This is a genomic window from Sivoneniella epilithica UHCC 1019, assembly GCF_040830845.1.
Taxonomy (GTDB): Bacteria; Cyanobacteriota; Cyanobacteriia; order Leptolyngbyales; family Leptolyngbyaceae; genus ULC077BIN1.
This window is the reverse complement of record NZ_JBFPDP010000029.1, coordinates 36,513-51,626: the sequence shown is the minus strand read 5'-3', so window position 1 is coordinate 51,626 and position 15,114 is coordinate 36,513. Positions and strand designations below refer to the sequence as shown.

Annotated in this window: 12 protein-coding genes; 5 read left to right on the top strand and 7 right to left on the bottom strand. The window is 49.7% G+C overall.

Translation table 11 applies throughout. The features are described from left to right. Positions 1-10 precede the first annotated feature (10 nt). Positions 11-1,072: an S-layer homology domain-containing protein gene (locus AB3R30_RS17195; protein ID WP_458650437.1), complete on the top strand. Its 1,062-nt coding sequence runs from the start codon at positions 11-13 to the stop codon at positions 1,070-1,072. 49 nt (positions 1,073-1,121) lie between these two features. Here the strand turns inward: AB3R30_RS17195 and AB3R30_RS17190 are convergent, their stop codons facing one another. Next, positions 1,122-2,027: a S1 RNA-binding domain-containing protein gene (locus tag AB3R30_RS17190; RefSeq protein ID WP_458650436.1), complete on the bottom strand. Its 906-nt coding sequence runs from the start codon at positions 2,025-2,027 to the stop codon at positions 1,122-1,124. A gap of 189 nt (positions 2,028-2,216) precedes the next feature. Between AB3R30_RS17190 and AB3R30_RS17185 the strand changes: the two genes are divergently transcribed. From AB3R30_RS17185 to AB3R30_RS17175, 3 genes are all read left to right on the top strand, one after another. Then, positions 2,217-2,747: a hypothetical protein gene (locus AB3R30_RS17185; protein ID WP_458650435.1), complete on the top strand. Its 531-nt coding sequence runs from the start codon at positions 2,217-2,219 to the stop codon at positions 2,745-2,747. A gap of 262 nt (positions 2,748-3,009) precedes the next feature. Beyond that, on the top strand, positions 3,010-3,630 hold the full coding sequence (locus AB3R30_RS17180; protein WP_458650434.1) for a TRAP transporter small permease subunit: 621 nt from the start codon (positions 3,010-3,012) through the stop codon (positions 3,628-3,630). 91 nt (positions 3,631-3,721) lie between these two features. Next, positions 3,722-5,065: a TRAP transporter large permease gene (locus AB3R30_RS17175; RefSeq protein ID WP_458650433.1), complete on the top strand. Its 1,344-nt coding sequence runs from the start codon at positions 3,722-3,724 to the stop codon at positions 5,063-5,065. A gap of 7 nt (positions 5,066-5,072) precedes the next feature. Here the strand turns inward: AB3R30_RS17175 and AB3R30_RS17170 are convergent, their stop codons facing one another. Together AB3R30_RS17170 and AB3R30_RS17165 are read right to left on the bottom strand one after the other, a co-directional pair. Further along, positions 5,073-6,185 carry a TRAP transporter substrate-binding protein gene (locus AB3R30_RS17170; protein ID WP_458650432.1) on the bottom strand — a complete coding sequence of 371 codons (1,113 nt, stop codon included), beginning with the start codon at positions 6,183-6,185 and terminating at the stop codon, positions 5,073-5,075. A 45-nt stretch (positions 6,186-6,230) separates the two neighbouring features. Beyond that, entirely contained in the window at positions 6,231-6,743 is a 513-nt protein-coding gene (locus tag AB3R30_RS17165) for a DUF29 domain-containing protein (protein ID WP_458650431.1), read from the bottom strand. A gap of 200 nt (positions 6,744-6,943) precedes the next feature. On the opposite strand from AB3R30_RS17165, the gene AB3R30_RS17160 reads away from it, so the two are divergent. Next, on the top strand, positions 6,944-7,192 hold the full coding sequence (locus AB3R30_RS17160; protein WP_458650430.1) for a hypothetical protein: 249 nt from the start codon (positions 6,944-6,946) through the stop codon (positions 7,190-7,192). Between the two features lie 206 nt (positions 7,193-7,398). Here AB3R30_RS17160 and AB3R30_RS17155 read toward each other — a convergent pair whose 3' ends face one another. The 4 genes from AB3R30_RS17155 to smc form a co-directional block, all read right to left on the bottom strand. Continuing rightward, on the bottom strand, positions 7,399-9,564 hold the full coding sequence (locus tag AB3R30_RS17155) for an ATP-binding protein (protein ID WP_458650429.1): 2,166 nt from the start codon (positions 9,562-9,564) through the stop codon (positions 7,399-7,401). A gap of 194 nt (positions 9,565-9,758) precedes the next feature. Then, positions 9,759-10,370, bottom strand: coding sequence for an SET domain-containing protein (locus AB3R30_RS17150; protein ID WP_458650428.1), 612 nt, complete (start codon positions 10,368-10,370; stop codon positions 9,759-9,761). Between the two features lie 5 nt (positions 10,371-10,375). Further along, the gene (locus AB3R30_RS17145; protein WP_458650427.1) at positions 10,376-11,368 is read right to left on the bottom strand and encodes a PRC-barrel domain-containing protein; all 993 of its coding nucleotides are present in this window, start codon (positions 11,366-11,368) and stop codon (positions 10,376-10,378) included. Positions 11,369-11,419: 51 nt separating this feature from the next. Next, complete coding sequence (smc, locus tag AB3R30_RS17140) at positions 11,420-15,100, bottom strand: chromosome segregation protein SMC (RefSeq protein WP_458650426.1); 3,681 nt, start codon at positions 15,098-15,100, stop codon at positions 11,420-11,422. Positions 15,101-15,114 lie beyond the last annotated feature (14 nt).

The window sequence follows — 15,114 nt, the reverse complement described above, 5'->3', positions numbered from 1 at the left end:
GATACAGCCTATGCGTTTTGCAAAGATTATGACCGCGACGACCCTGACCTCGCTTTCAGGGGTGTTTCTCTACAATGCCTTTCAAGGATTACAAACTGAATCAGGCAATCGCCCAGCTGATGATGAGCAAGACGCGATTCAACCGGAGCAGGAGCAAGCGGCTACGTCACCCCGCAAAAGTGCCATTTCAAAACCTGAAAAGCTAACGCCTCGTAATACTCCAAAAAAAACAACCGTGATGGTTGCTCAACCAGAGCGATCGCCCTTGCCATTCGCTTCTGCTGACACGCGCCAACAACTGAACCAAAATGCCGCGCCCCCTGAAACTATTTCGTCCCGCGATCTCATTAGACGCTTGCAGCAGAACGAGCCATCCGCCGCTGTGCCATTGTCCCGCAGTGATATTACCGGTCACTGGGCAGAGTCCTATATCGAAGCTTTGGTATCTCGTAGTGTGGTGCAAGGGTTTCCTGATGGCAGTTTTCGCCCTGACCAAGCCGTCACTGAAACAGAGTTTTTGACCATGACTCAACTTGCTTTTCAAGGCAACCCGCCATCGGCTATGACCTATGCCAGCTTAGGAACAGCATTAAATCGCGTCCCTTCTCGTGCAGAAGCCGCCGCTTTTATTTATCGAGGGTTATTGCAAACGGAACCGACTCCTATCGTCACGAGCATTCAAGTCAGTGGCGAAGTGGTGCGCCCTGGTGCTTATTCCTTAGCGGCGCTGAATGATGTGCGAATTGCGCGTGAAAATAGCCGTCCCACAGTCTATAACGCAATTCGTCAAGCGGGTGGCAGTCTCACAACCGCAGATCTCCAGCAGATCGAAATCCATCGAATGGGCGACAATGGCAAGCCAAAAGTGATTCGAGTGAATCTGGCAAATGATCAAACGGGCGATCGCAGCCAGGATATGCTAGTGCAGCAGAATGATCGCCTCGTGATTCGGGCAGTTGCACCCACGGCTCAGCAACCCATTGAGTCCACTAAGCTGACACAACCCATTGAGCCAGAAATACAGCAAGAGATCGAGCTAACAGGGATATCAGACCCATCAACGGATAAATAATCTTGCCTGAATTTAAGGGGCATTTATATAGACATACCCCATACAATTTTTACCCATTCAGCAGGAGTTTTCGGGCTTTCTCTTGGCGGGTATCGGCTTCTGTCATGACATCTGCCATTTTTTCCAGCATTTCACCGGGATAGTTTTCTAGCACTTTAGTAGAGAGAGAAATTCTGCCCTTGGCTTCATCTAGGTCAGCGATCATGGCTTTGATGATTTGTCCCACTTGAAAGAGGTTTGGCAAGGATTCCACGTAGTTTTTGCTGATTTGGTTGATGTGCAGCAAGCCACTGGTGCCGCCTAAATCTACAAAGACACCAAACGGTTTGATCCCGCTGATTTTGCCTTCTATGAGTTGCCCAATTTCAAACTGGCTCACGGCAGCAGAGCGAGTCGCTAACCGATTGGAGAGAACCAGTTTTCCTTTTTCCTGATTGATTTCTAAAATGTTGGCGGTAAGGGTGGTGCCCACGAGGGATTCTAGGTTGTCGCGCTCTAGCAGGTGCGATCGCGGAATAAAGCCCCGCAAGCCTTGCACATCTACCGTTACGCCGCCCTTATTAATCCCCGTCACTTTAACAGACATACTTTGAGTACTCTCTTGCAGTTCTGCCATGTGTTCCCACATTTGGCGAATTTCTAGCTGCTTGAGTGAAAGGGTAACCTGTCCATCAGCATCCTGTTCGCGGATAATCAAAAAATCACGCGAGTCTCCAATGGGCAAAATCATTTCAGGGTCGCGAATCTCTCGCAAACTCGCTTCATCGACCGGGAGAAAGGCAAGAGATTTTGCACCAATGTCGATGTAAATGCCGTCGGTTTCATAGCTAATCGCTTTACCAGATACGGTTTGCCCGTTCTGAAACCCATAATCATAGTTCTCCAAGGCTTTGGCAAAGTCATCCATTGAGAAAGATTCCGCCGCTGAACCGGAGGCAGGTGATTTTGATTCCATAAATCTGACAAGTTAGTGAGCTTTCCTACTATAAAGCCTGTCGGGAAATGTGGGGTGTGACAAGTTGTAGTTATGACGCGATCGCCAACTCACCTCTATCTTTTGGATGAGCAAGAATCCCTTGATGGGTAGAGACAATGTAATAAGAAATACCAGTATTGTAAGGTTATTGAGTTCCAATGATTTACTATGACTAACTTTAACAAACCAGGTTCTGGCGATCGCTTGTCCTCCTCAGTGCCCCCTCAATCCGTATCTTCTCAAAGTATTGATACCCAAAATATTGAGGCTCAGAGTCGTTTGACGGAACAGCGCAACTATGAAGCTGCCCAACGCGATCGCGAAGATAGTAATGCATTTGGCGGATTGTTGCTCGGCATGTTGCTAACTGCTCTAGTGGGTTTAGGCGTTGCTGCCTATTATTTTTTGAACAATCAACGACCGAATACAACCAACATTATTACTCCTGCTAATCCTGTGACCAGTCCTTCACCGCAGGTAAAAGAGCGCATTATTGAGCGCGATCGCATTGTTCCTGTGCCTCAGCAATCTGCGGCTCCGGCTCCAAACGTGAACGTGACGATTCCAAACCCCGTAGCTCCACAAGCGCCCGCCGCACAGCCTGCACCAGAGCAACGGGTTCAAGAAACTACTCCTGATCCCGTGACTCCTGATCCTGTGGCTCCCGCTCCCGTAGCTCCCGCTCCATCTGGACAATAAATCAACCAAAAGAAAAGCGGGCATTGCTGAATCTGGGGATGAAATTTGTAGGGGCAATCCCTTGTGGTTGCCCTCCATCACCGTAAGGGTAAGCACAAGACCTACTCCTACAATCAGAATTCATACTTGCATTCAGCAACGCCGAAAAGCGATCCATGAATTAGGGCGATCGCAGCAAAAAACAAGGTGTATTAACGGGAGCGCGGAAATGGCGTGATATTATCGTGTGCAAAACTCGCAGGCTTTATAGAAGTACTCTATCTTGCACACCTTTCTCCAACCTTCCCATATTCGTACCCTACTCAAACTCTCTCAGGCGATCGATCGCGTTACTAACGTTCTCGGTCGCTTTAGCGCATGGACGGTAATTCTGACAATTGCAGTTGGGTTCTACAATGTTGTCGCTCGCTACATCGGACGGTTCATTGGACTGAAGTTGTCGTCTAACGCATTGATCGAACTGCAATGGTATTTGTTTTCACTAACATTTCTTCTAGGTTTTGCCTACATCCTTAAACAGGGCGCGAATGTTCGAGTTGATTTTCTCTACGCCCGCTGGAGTGAAAAACGACGCGCCTTGGTTGATTTTCTGGGCACCGTCTTTTTTCTAATTCCCTTTTGTCTACTCGGAATTTGGGTCAGCGCCAATCCCGTTTTGCAGTCTTGGGGGCTGTTGCCCGATGGGAGTTTGGGCAGTTGGGAGTTATCCCCAGATGCAGATGGGTTGCCACGAGCGCCGATCAAAACCATGATTATTGTGGCTTTTTTCCTGTTACTGGCTCAGGCAATTTCGCAAGCGATTAAATATCTGGCGATTTTGAAGGGATACACGCAGGATGCACAAATTATTCTGGAAGATGCGGAACACTTGCCCCTTGAGTAGGTCGCCATGGCTCTAGCTGACTACGACTTTAACTGGCTACGATCCTCTAAATCACCGGACACGCGAAACATGACGTTTGAGCAGAAAAACTATGGGCTTTGAGTGGTTAGCGATCGCGATGTTTGTCGGCTTCTCTTTCATTCTCATGGCGGGCTATCCGGTTGCGTTTTCGTTTGCAGGGACAGCGATCATCTTTGGCGCGATCGGCTGGTTTGTCGGCGCATTTGATCCGAGTCGGCTGCTGCTCTTGTCAAACAACTGGTTTGGCACCATGTCCAACTTCACGCTGTTAGCCATTCCCTTTTTTGTATTTTTGGGCGCAGTCTTAGAAAAATCAGGGCTGGCAGAAGACCTACTGGAGACGATCGGAATTGTGCTAGGACCATTGCGGGGCGGGGTAGCCCTAGCGGTGATTTTTGTCGGCACATTGTTAGCCGCAACCACAGGCGTTGTCGCGGCGACCGTCATCGTCATGGGGATGCTGGCGATGCCGGTGATGCTGCGCTACGGCTACGACAAACAACTGGCGGCGGGCGTGATCATTGCATCAGGCACCTTGGCGCAACTACTGCCTCCTAGCCTCGTGCTGCTCGTCTTAAGCGATCAGTTGGGCGTGTCGGTGGGGGATCTATTTTTGGGGGCGTTGATTCCGGGTTTGATGCTATCGGGATCTTATGCGGTGTATGTGTTGGGACTGGCGTTTCTCAAGCCCAATGTCGCGCCAGCACTGCCGCTGGAAGCTCGACAAATCACTGGGTGGGCGCTGGTGCGACGGGTGATCAAAGCCGTCATTCCCCCCTTGCTGCTGATTTTTGCCGTGCTGGGCAGCATCTTCTTTGGCATCGCCACCCCAACGGAAGCAGGCGCAGTGGGCGCAGTGGGAGCCTGCGGGTTGGCAGCGCTGAATGGAAAACTCAATTGGGCACTGATCAAATCGGCGGCTCACTCCACGGCGGTGGTTTCGTCTGTGGTGCTGATGATTTTGTTTTGTTCCGCATTTTTTAGCATTGTTTTTGATGGCTTGGGCGGCAAAACTCTGATTACAAACCTCTTGGTCAATTTGCCGGGTGGCAAGATTGCGTTTCTGATTGTGAGTAATCTTGTAATTTTTATTCTAGGCGTGTTCTTAGAGTTTATTGAAATTTGCTTTATTGCGATGCCCCTGTTAGTCCCCGCTGCACAGCAGTTAGGACTGGATATGGTGTGGTTTGGAGTGGTGATGGCAATTAATTTGCAAACCGCCTTTATCTCGCCTCCCGTCGGGTTTTCTCTGTTCTATTTGCAAAGCGTCGCCCCGAAGGAAGTTAGCACGGTTGATATTCATAAAAGTGCGCTGCCTTTCATGGTGTTGCAAGTGGTGGTGTTGCTCTTGGTGATCAGCTTTCCCCAAACGGTGCGCTGGCTAGTTGATCTGTCTGCACAGCCAAGTTTATAGCTTGAGTTTATAGCTTGAGGTTGGCATAACTGTGACGGGCAAAGCTGCTCTCGTTGATGTTATTCCAGGCATAGACGCGATCGCGGAACGGCTTCCATTCAGCAAAAATACTCTTAAAGTCTGCATCTTTGGCAGAAAACTCGTCATACAACTCAAACGACGCTTTTTCGGCTGCCGCCAGAATCTCATTGCTGTAGGGACGCAAAGTCACACCACTTTGGAGCAACCGTTGGAGCGCTTCATTATTTCGGGCATCATAGCGAGCCAGCATCGTCATATTTGCCTCAAATGCTGCTGCTTGAATCGCTGCCTGATATTCGGGAGGCAGTTTCTTCCATTCATTCAAATTAATTTGCACCTCTAAGGTTGGACCCGGTTCCCACCAGCCAGGATAATAATAAAATTTGGCGACTTTGTGCAGCCCTAACTTTTCGTCGTCGTAGGGACCGACCCACTCCGCCGCATCGATCGCCCCCGTTTGCAATGCCTGAAAAATTTCTCCGCCGGGTAAAGTCTGCACCGTTACACCCAATTTGCCCATGACTTGCCCCCCCAGTCCAGGAATTCGCATCTTTAACCCTTGCAGATCGCTCACTTTCGAGATTTCCTTGCGAAACCACCCACCCATCTGCCCTCCCGTATTGCCTGCGGGAAACTGAATCACCCCAAACTTACGCGCATACAGGGCTTGCAGCGTTTTCAATCCCCCTGCTTCATACAGCCAAGCGTTTTGCTGCTGGGCATTCAAGCCAAAGGGCAGAGTGGTGCCAAATGCGGCAGCGGGACTTTTACCGACATAATAATAGCCAGCCGTATGACCACAGGGGACGGCACCTTGAGACACGACATTTAGCACTTCTAAGGGTGGAGCTAGCTCACCCGCCGCACGCGGAGTAATCTTAAACTTGCCTCCGGTAATCGCTGCCACGCGATCGCAAAAGGTAGTGGCACCGCCAAAAATGGTATCCAAGGCGATGGGCCAACTCGTCGCCATCTGCCAGTTAATTGTCGGCAGAGAGGCACTTGCGCCTGATGTTCCCGTTGTGGCTCGACACGCCGCCAACGTTGAACCTGTAGCGGCACTGGCGATCGCGGCTTGGACAAATTGTTTACGTTTCACGCTTTTTCTACAGTAAAAAATCCTTCAATTGTACCCGATCGCGATTTACAGTTCTGAACTGCCGACTAATTCACTCGGTTCACCCGGATAAAAGCGATCGCTCAAAATCTCGTTCAAGGAATACGGGCAAACGTGAGGAAAAGTCTGTTCTGGTAGATCAGTGTCTCCCATTGCCAAGTCTTTCGCATTTTCGTAAGCTTCTTGCAGGGCATTATCCAGATACGATTGGAGGCTGGGGTTGTCTTTCAATAACCGTACTGTGTCACGACGCTGCACACGAACTGTTGCCAACCAACTACGGCTACGATATTGAGGTTGATATTCCCATTTCAGCAGATGCCCAACCAACACACCTAGGCGATTGCGGAGTTCCTGGCGTTGCTGCTTACCCAAAGATTCAAGCTCCTCAATCAAGTTTGGTAAATCAAGCTGACTCCACTGTTGGTTGCGGAGCAGTGTTGCTTGTTCCTGTATCCATGCGTAAAAATCAGTTTCGTAAAGATTGAGTGCAGATACTGGAGTCTTTGCTGTTTTTGGGTTTGCTTCAGGTGTAGGCATTGGATTGATCCAAGCATGGTGTTTTATTGTAAAACTATTCCTTGTATGGCAGCGGATGAATAGGTTAGGACACAAAGATCCTTGGGAAGCAAGGAGTAACGGATGGTTGTTGTTTTGACTTTTCCTCGTACTGCTATAACGTTTTTAGGTGATGGCTTAGAGCTAGCTATCACAAGACGAGAAATAAAGAGGTTTTGACCATGACCCACAATAATGAGAATGGCAACCGACTCGATCGCATTGAGGCAATTATGCTCGACCTAGCAGCAGGAAGCGTTCGACATGACAACGCCATCAATAGACACGATGAAGAATTCAGCCGAATTAACACAACTCTTGAGCGAATGGCAGCAGGACAGGAGTTAAATCGCCAAGACATTAACACTCTCACTGCTAGCATTCAAGACTTACGAAACCTTGTAGCAGACTACATTCAAGAACGCTCATAGACCTCGTTAGCTAACTCAACCGTACAAACCCGGCTTATTGGGCGTTGCTGAATGCAAGTATGATTTCTGATTGTAGGGGTAGGTCTTGTGCCTACCCTGCCGAAGATAGAGGGCAACCACAAGGGATTGCCCCTACAAATTTCATCCCCCAATTCAGCAATGCCGCTTATTGTGGTGGTTTTTTAGTGGGAAATTTTCAGAAATAGTTAAGCTTCTGGAGATTTGTTTTCTTGTTTGTTTTCTTGTAATACGGGAATCTCGATCCGAAACTCTGCACCTTTACCGGGTTCCGAGATGCACTTGAGCATTCCGCGATGTTTTTCGACCACGATTTGATAGCTGATTGATAAGCCTAATCCGGTTCCCTTGCCGATTGGCTTTGTGGTAAAAAATGGGTCAAATAATCGAGATTGGTTTGCCGCAGGAATGCCAGAACCATTATCGCGAATGCTAATGAGAACGGCTATAGGCACGGAGTTTTCTTTGAGAATGGGTTCTGTGTGAATGGTGATGATAGATGGGTTAGCCGCAATGTCTTCCCGCGATCGCCGTTGGTTGTATTGCTCTAGCGCATCGATCGCGTTGCTCAAAATATTCATAAATACTTGATTCAACTGCCCGACGTAGCATTCAATCAAAGGAAGTTTTCCGTAGTCTTTAACCACTTCAATTGGAGTCTGCCCAGCGGTGCCTTTCAAGCGATTTTGCAAAATCAGCAAGGTGCTATCAATGCCCTCATGCACGTTTACCCGCTTCATTTCGGCTTCGTCTAACCGAGAGAAATTTCGCAGCGATAAGACAATCTCTCGAATGCGATCGGCTCCAATGCTCATCGACTCCAGCATTTTTGGCAAATCTTCCATCAAAAAGTCTACATCAATGGCTTGTTGATAGGTTGCGATCGCCGCTTCAGGATTTGGATAGGTCGCTTCATACAGCTTGACTAAACTCATCAAGTCTTGGGCATACTCGGTCGCGTGAGGCAAATTGCCATAGATAAAATTAATTGGGTTGTTAATTTCGTGGGCAACACCCGCCACTAACTGCCCCAAACTAGACATCTTCTCCGTTTGAATCAGTTGCGCCTGGGTTTGTTGCAGAGCTTGAAGTGCCTGTGCCGATTTTGCGGTTTCTTTCCGCAACCGCCGCTCATTCACGGTCACTTGACCCAGCAAGGCATAAAAAGAGATCGTCAGCCGTCCTAATTCATCCTCTCGGCTCATCAGTTCTTCACTTTTTGCATTCATTTCTGCCAAACGATTACACTCATCCATAATCGGCTGCAATCGCTGATTCAACCGCCGTACAAACAAAAAAACCACGACTCCTTGAACCAAGGATGCGCCAATCACGGCTCCCAAAATTCCGGCTGCCAAAAAGCGCCAGACAGGACCTAGCACAACCGATTCCGGCACTTGTGCCATCAAAATCCAGTTGTTGTTAGGAATTTGCTGATACGCCCAGAATGCTGATTTACCCTCGGCATCCGTCCATCGCAGTACGCCCGTTTTTTCGCCAGTGGCTAAGTTAGTTTGAATTTTTTCCCACAAACCTTGATAGTTACTAATTTGAGGAAAGGGCGTAAGGTCTAGGGCTTTTTGGGGATTGGGGGGATAGGCAAGCAGGTTGCCTTTGGCGCTAACCAAAACAAAATAGCCTGCATCTCGCATGGCAGGCACGTTGAGTTTTTGACTTAAAAAGCCCACTTCTAAATCTTGGCTTAACACGCCCAGTAATTTTTGATCGTCAGTGTAGAAAGGCAAAGAATAGGCAGTGCTAACCAGTTGCTGAGGTGGATTCAGCGTTGTTTCCATATAGGCTTCTGGCTCTAGCCAAACGGGTTTGCCAGCGGCGATCGGCTCGGTAAAGTAGCGCTTTTGGTAGTCACCCGGATCGCTTTCCCCGCCCTTAGAGGTGATTTGACCGCTTTTATCGCGCACTGCGTAGGGATAGGCAAACTGGCGATCGGGTAGAATCAAGCGGCTTGTGGGAGGTTGCCCAAATCCTAGCCCGGTGCCAACTGGAGAAGTTTTGAGCGATCGCCGCATTAAGTCTACATAAATCTGCTCCCGTCGTTCACCCGCCACGTAGAGGTTTTGTAATGCATCGGCAACGGTTTTAGTGGAATATTCAACGGTATTGAGCGAGCCTTCTAAGCTTTCGGCTTTCACTTGAAGATTAGAAAGCAACTCATTTTCAGATTGCCGGGTGAGTTCCCGGTATGACCAATAAGTAGTGCCTAGCAAGCCGATTAAGGAGCCACCTACCACGGAAAGGAAGAGACGGGAGCCAACTGATCGCAGCAGGGAAAAACCTGAACTGCTGCGCGGTGAGGCAGACTCGGTTGGGTTTGGGGGTGCAGTAGTCTGCATGGGGAAACTCCTGAGTTGACCATAGCGGCGATCGCGCCACCTATGACTAAGCTGGACAAGTATGCCCAGCTTAAAAGGATTTCTTACAAAGTACTCTGTTTTAGCTAGATAGGCACAAATTTGCTGGAGGTAGGGGTGAGCAGAAAGTTTTGAATTTTGAGTTTTGAGTTTGCCACTCGCCATTCGCCATTTGTCTAACTTGCGGCTTTTAAGGAGTTCGGGGTTTGATAGTAGCAAGTGAGGATGGAGTCGATCGCGGCTTTGCCACTGGCGATCGCGTTGACTTTGGCATAATGAACGGGATCAATCAGGTGCTTGAGCGGTTGCTCTACGCGGTTGAAGTATTGCATTGCTTCTGAAGCTTGGCGATCCCATTCAGGATAGTAGTGCAGCATGTCATCGGGCATGACTTTAGTGCGGGTGGTGTTTGGCTCTGGCAAGCAGTAGAAGGGTTGATCGAGATTGAAGTAGCCATAGTCGTCGGTGATTTCGTCGCCGGGAAAAATATCTCTGGCGGCAAGCTCAAATTTATAAGGGGTAGCGATTAGAGTTGAGTTGAAACTGTGGTTGACGTAACGGGCAATATCCCAACAGAGAATATATTGCCCATGTTCATCGCGAAAGCAATATTTCAGTAGGCGATCGCGCAACAGCAGATCCAGAGACATGACGTAAGCTTCGTCAAATCTCTGATCAAGTTCATCCAAAATCCAGGTAATGGTGCCTTTTGGAATGAATTGAGTTGCAAACACACCATAACCAATGGATTCGTCAATGAATCGAAGTTCTGTATGTGGATGCATCATTGCCGTTAGTAGCCTTCCTCTTCGTATTCAGGGGTTTTTGTTTTTTCGGGAATATTGACACGAGGAGCATCGTAGCCACTCGACTGCTGATCTGCCCAAGCATCTTCTTCTAAATCGTCAAATGGCGCGTCGTACTGGTCATCATAATCATCGTCGTAGTCGCCCTTGCTGTAAGGCTGGGCTTGAGGTTCACGCTCATAGCGATCGCCAGCTGTTTTTTCGCTCCAGTTGTCGCCTTCATCTTCATCTTCATCATCGTAATAAAGCGGTTCTGCCCGACGCTCTTGCTGCCGGAGTTGGCGCGGTTCTGGCTCTCCCCAATTATCCTCATCCCAAGTTTCTTGAACCATAGGCTCTCGCTGCCGCAGTTGGGCATTTACAGGGGTTCGCAAGCCCGTTCCAAGCTGGTTTTCAGATCGCATAGGGGCAATGTAGCCGTCCTCATCGTCTCGCTCCCAAGGTGGACTACCGATGCCTAGCCGCTCTAATACGCCAACTGATAGCTGAATTAAGCGGTCTTCTGAGCCTTCAAACACAATCAGGCGATCGGGACCGCTGCTCACAATTTCTTCAATCGGCAGTTCATAGGTGCTAACGACTTGATCGGGAATCAGCGGAACGCCGATAGACGCGATGATTAAGGACGTGACTTTGCCATCGTCCACATCAAATTTGAAACCACGTACTTTTCCCAACAGTTCACCTGTTTCAGTGATCACTTCACAGTTAATCAAGCTGCTGTAAATTTCTGTGTCGATTTCTTCAATTACATCTTCGTCGTCTACCAAAATGACATCGCCAATTTGCCGAATGCTGGTTAGCAGCATAGGTTGGGGAGTGCCATAAAGCAGATTGGGTCGAAGACTCAGCGCCACAACTTCGCGCTGATCGATATCGACCCATAGTTGGCTGACTACGCCAAGTTTTTTGCCACTGTCACGGGTGACCACTAACGTACCTAGAATGTCAGAGCGTTGGCGAATTGCTTCAGATGCCATTTATTTTTTCTCGAATCCTAATCCGCGAATCATGTTAGATGTTACATCAAATCACAGAGAGGCTCTTTGTGGAACTAGGTCAATTCCTAAAACTTGGGTGAATGCACCACGAGCCTGGGTCACACCAATCTGGCGCTGGGCAGATTCAATCATGGGACGACGAAGGCTCACGACAATAAACTGCGCCTGCTGCGATTGCTGTTTGATCATTCTAGCTAATCGCTCCACATTTGCCCCATCAAGAAACATATCGACCTCATCGAAGGCATAAAACGGGGAGGGACGATAGCGCTGGAGGGCAAAGATAAAGCTAAGGGCAGTGAGAGATTTTTCGCCGCCGGACATGGAGGCGAGACGCTGAATGGGCTTGCCTTTGGGATGGGCAACTAAATTTAAGCCGCCGTTAAATGGATCGGTAGAGTCATCCAGTTGCAGGTGCCCGTCGCCATCGGAGAGGATGGCAAAAATGGATTGAAAATTTTCGTTGACGGCATCAAAGGCTTCTTTGAAAGCACGTTGTCGAAGGGTTGTAAAGTTTTCGATACGAAGGAGCAGTTCAGTGCGTTCTTCTTCTAAGGTTCGGAGTTTGTCAGTGAGTTCATCCAGTCGGGCTTGGGTACGATCATATTCTTCCAGTGCCAACATGTTGACAGGTTCCATAGACTGAAGGCGCTTTTGCAGCGATCGCAGTTCTTGCTGGAGTTGCTCTAAGCCAATATCTTCTGGCACGTCGGGCAGGGGATCGAGCAGATTGGCGTGTTGAGTTTGTATCTGTTCTTGCAGAGCGATCAGTTGTTCCCGGCGGGTTTGTTGAGTTTCTTGAACTTTTTGCCGATCCCATTCTCGCTGTTGGTGCTGCAATTGGCGATCGCGCAGGTGCCGTTCGGTGCTATCTCGCTGCCCTTTCTCGGCTCCCAGTCGTTTTTCTAGGTCAACCTGGGTCGATCTCGCTTCGGTAATTTGGTCGTTGATGGTGGACTGCTGGGCAGTGAGTGCGGATTGCTGCTGGAGTTGAGCAGTTTGCTGAGTGCGGTAGTCTTGGAGTCGCTCCTGAGACTGTCCGATTTTTTCTTGCAAGCGCTGGCATTGATTATCCAAATCGCGCAGGCGTTGTTCGACGGTTCGCACTGCCAGTTCTTTTTGGCTGAGGTCGGCTTCTTGCGATCGCAGGGCTGCTTGAATTTGCTGCCATTCGCTGTGGGTGTGGGATTGCTCTAACTCGGTCAGGGTCTGCCGCAATTGGTTCAACTGGGTGGATTGAGTCGGGATCGCCAATTCTAAAGCGTGTAGGCGAGTTTGGGCGGTGGTGAATTCTTGAGTGTGCTGGGTTTGCTGCGAGTTGAGTTGGGCAACGTTGGCTTCTAAGGTTTGCAGGTCTTTGGTTAACTGGTTCTTCTGAATCTCAGTTTCGCGGTGCTGCTGGCGAAGCCCAGCGAGGGCTTGGGTGCGCTCTCGAACGAGGTCTGTGGCGCGGTGGATGCTGTTGTCGCAGTGGATCAAAATGCGATCGATTTCCTGAAGGCGATCGCGCAGCGCTTTGACTTCATCGGAGTCGCCTGCGTCCATGGTGCCAAAGTGAAGGGATTGACGGGTGTTGCTGCTGCCACCGGTCATCGCTCCAGAGGATTCCAGCAGGTCGCCGGTGATTGTGACAATCCGGTAATCACCCAAGTGACGACGGGCATCGCTGAGGGTTTCAAACACGACGGTGGAGCCAAAGACGTAGGTAAACACATCTCGGTAGCGATCGTCAAATTCGATCAGGTCGAGGGCATAACCAATGCAGCCCGCCAGGGATCGCAGGGTGCCCCGGTTGGGCGATCGCCCCGATTGAATTTTGTTCAGCGGCAGGAAGGTGGCGCGTCCAGCTTTGCGCTGTTTTAGCAGTTCAATGGCGGCGGCGGCAACGCCATCATCGTCTACCACCAAATTTCCCAGTCGGGCACCGGCAGCAGTTTCCAGCGCCAGTCGATAGCGGGGTTCCACCCGCCCTAATTGGGCAACCAAGCCACAAACACCGGGCAGGTTCATTTGCAAAATCAACTGGGTAGCGTGAGTGCCTTGGGCTTCTTGTAGAGCTTGAGTTTGGGCTTCTAGCTTATCGAGGCGGCGCTGTTTTTCCCGCTGTTCGTTGAGTAGGCGATCGCGGGTTTCCTGCTGAATTTGCAGTTCTTGCTCAGCATTTGTCAATGTTTGCGCTAAGGATTGCACCTGTTGTTGAGATGCAGTGAGTTGGATTTCCACCGTTGCCTGCTGAGTTTTTTGTTCTACAAGTTGCTGTTCTAAGGTTTGCTGGGTTTGGGTTTGCTCTTGGATTTGGCGCTCTAACAAGTGAATCCGCTCTTGCAGTTGGGCTTGCTCTGTCCGCTGCGGCTCCAGGATCGCCAAAATTGCATCAATCTGGTGACGCAAATCGGTTTGCTCTTGTACCCACGCTTCGGCACTGGCGGCACTGGCACTGGCGGCTTCACGGCTATGGTCTAGCTGCTGGAGTACGCGATCGTGCTCTGCCTTCAATGCCACAAAATCCCGCGTCTCTAATCTGCTTTTCTCTTGGGTCAGAGCATCCAACTGTTGCTGTTGCTCCTGTAGTTCTTGCTGAATCCGGTTCAGATTCAGGGTCAATTCACGGCTAGCCGTTTGCAAGTCTTGCTCTTGCCGCTGCAACTGACGCAATTCGGCTTCGCGGGTTGCTAGGGTTGCCTGCAATGCCAATAGCTCTTCTTCACCCAAGGCTTTGACCCGGGCGTTCAGTTGATCGAGCGCAGTGGTAGATTGCTGGACTTCCGTGGCAAGGGTCGCGAGTTGTTCAGCTAAGTCGGCGATCGCCCGTTCATCGCCAACAAGCTGCTGTTGTAACTGCTGTACTGCGCGGGTTGATTGGCGATATTGAATCACCGCTTCCCATTGCTCTTTGCGCTGCAATTCTTGCCTGAGCTTTTGATATTTTTCGGCTTTGATCCGGTCTTGGGCAAGGCGATCGCGCTGATCAATCAGTTCTCGCTCAACGATGTGATATTTGTCTTCCCGATCTTTGACGGCATTCAGCTTTTCTCTCGCCTGGACAATTTTGCGATCGAATGCCGCCACGCCCGCCAATTCGTCAATAATTTCCCGGCGCTCCCGCGAGTTCATCGAAATAATCCGCGTCACATCCCCTTGCAGTACCACGTTGTAGCCTTCGGGATACACGCGCAGCCGATTCAGGGAGTCATGCAGTTCGGTAAGCGTGCAGGGTTCGCCATTCATGTAATAGTTCGAGGTGTAGGTGCCCTGCTGAGTCACCCTTAGTTTGCGGGTAACGCTCCATTCTCGTACTGCGGTTGGATGCCCATTTCCATTGCCATGTGCGCCATTTCCAGCCTGTTCGTTCAATTCTGTCCCACTCAACAAATCAGACGCAATCACCATTGAACCGTCTGCATTCACCGACTGTTCAATTTGGTTGTCCATCGACAGCGGCTCATCGGTTAAATCAAAGGTGACAGTGACGCTGGCTTCTACAGTGGAGCGGTTGCGTGTACTTTGAGTCTGGTTTACTAAGTCAGGCAGTCGTTCTGCCCGCATTCCCTTAGAACCCGCTAAACCCAGACAAAACAACAAGCCGTCAATTAAATTAGACTTGCCTGAGCCGTTGGGACCGGAAACCACGGTGAACCCTGGCAGCAAGGGAATGGTTACCTTGCCGCCAAACGATTTGAAGTTAGAAAGTTCCAGGCGCTTAATATACACAGCCTGTCAGGTTT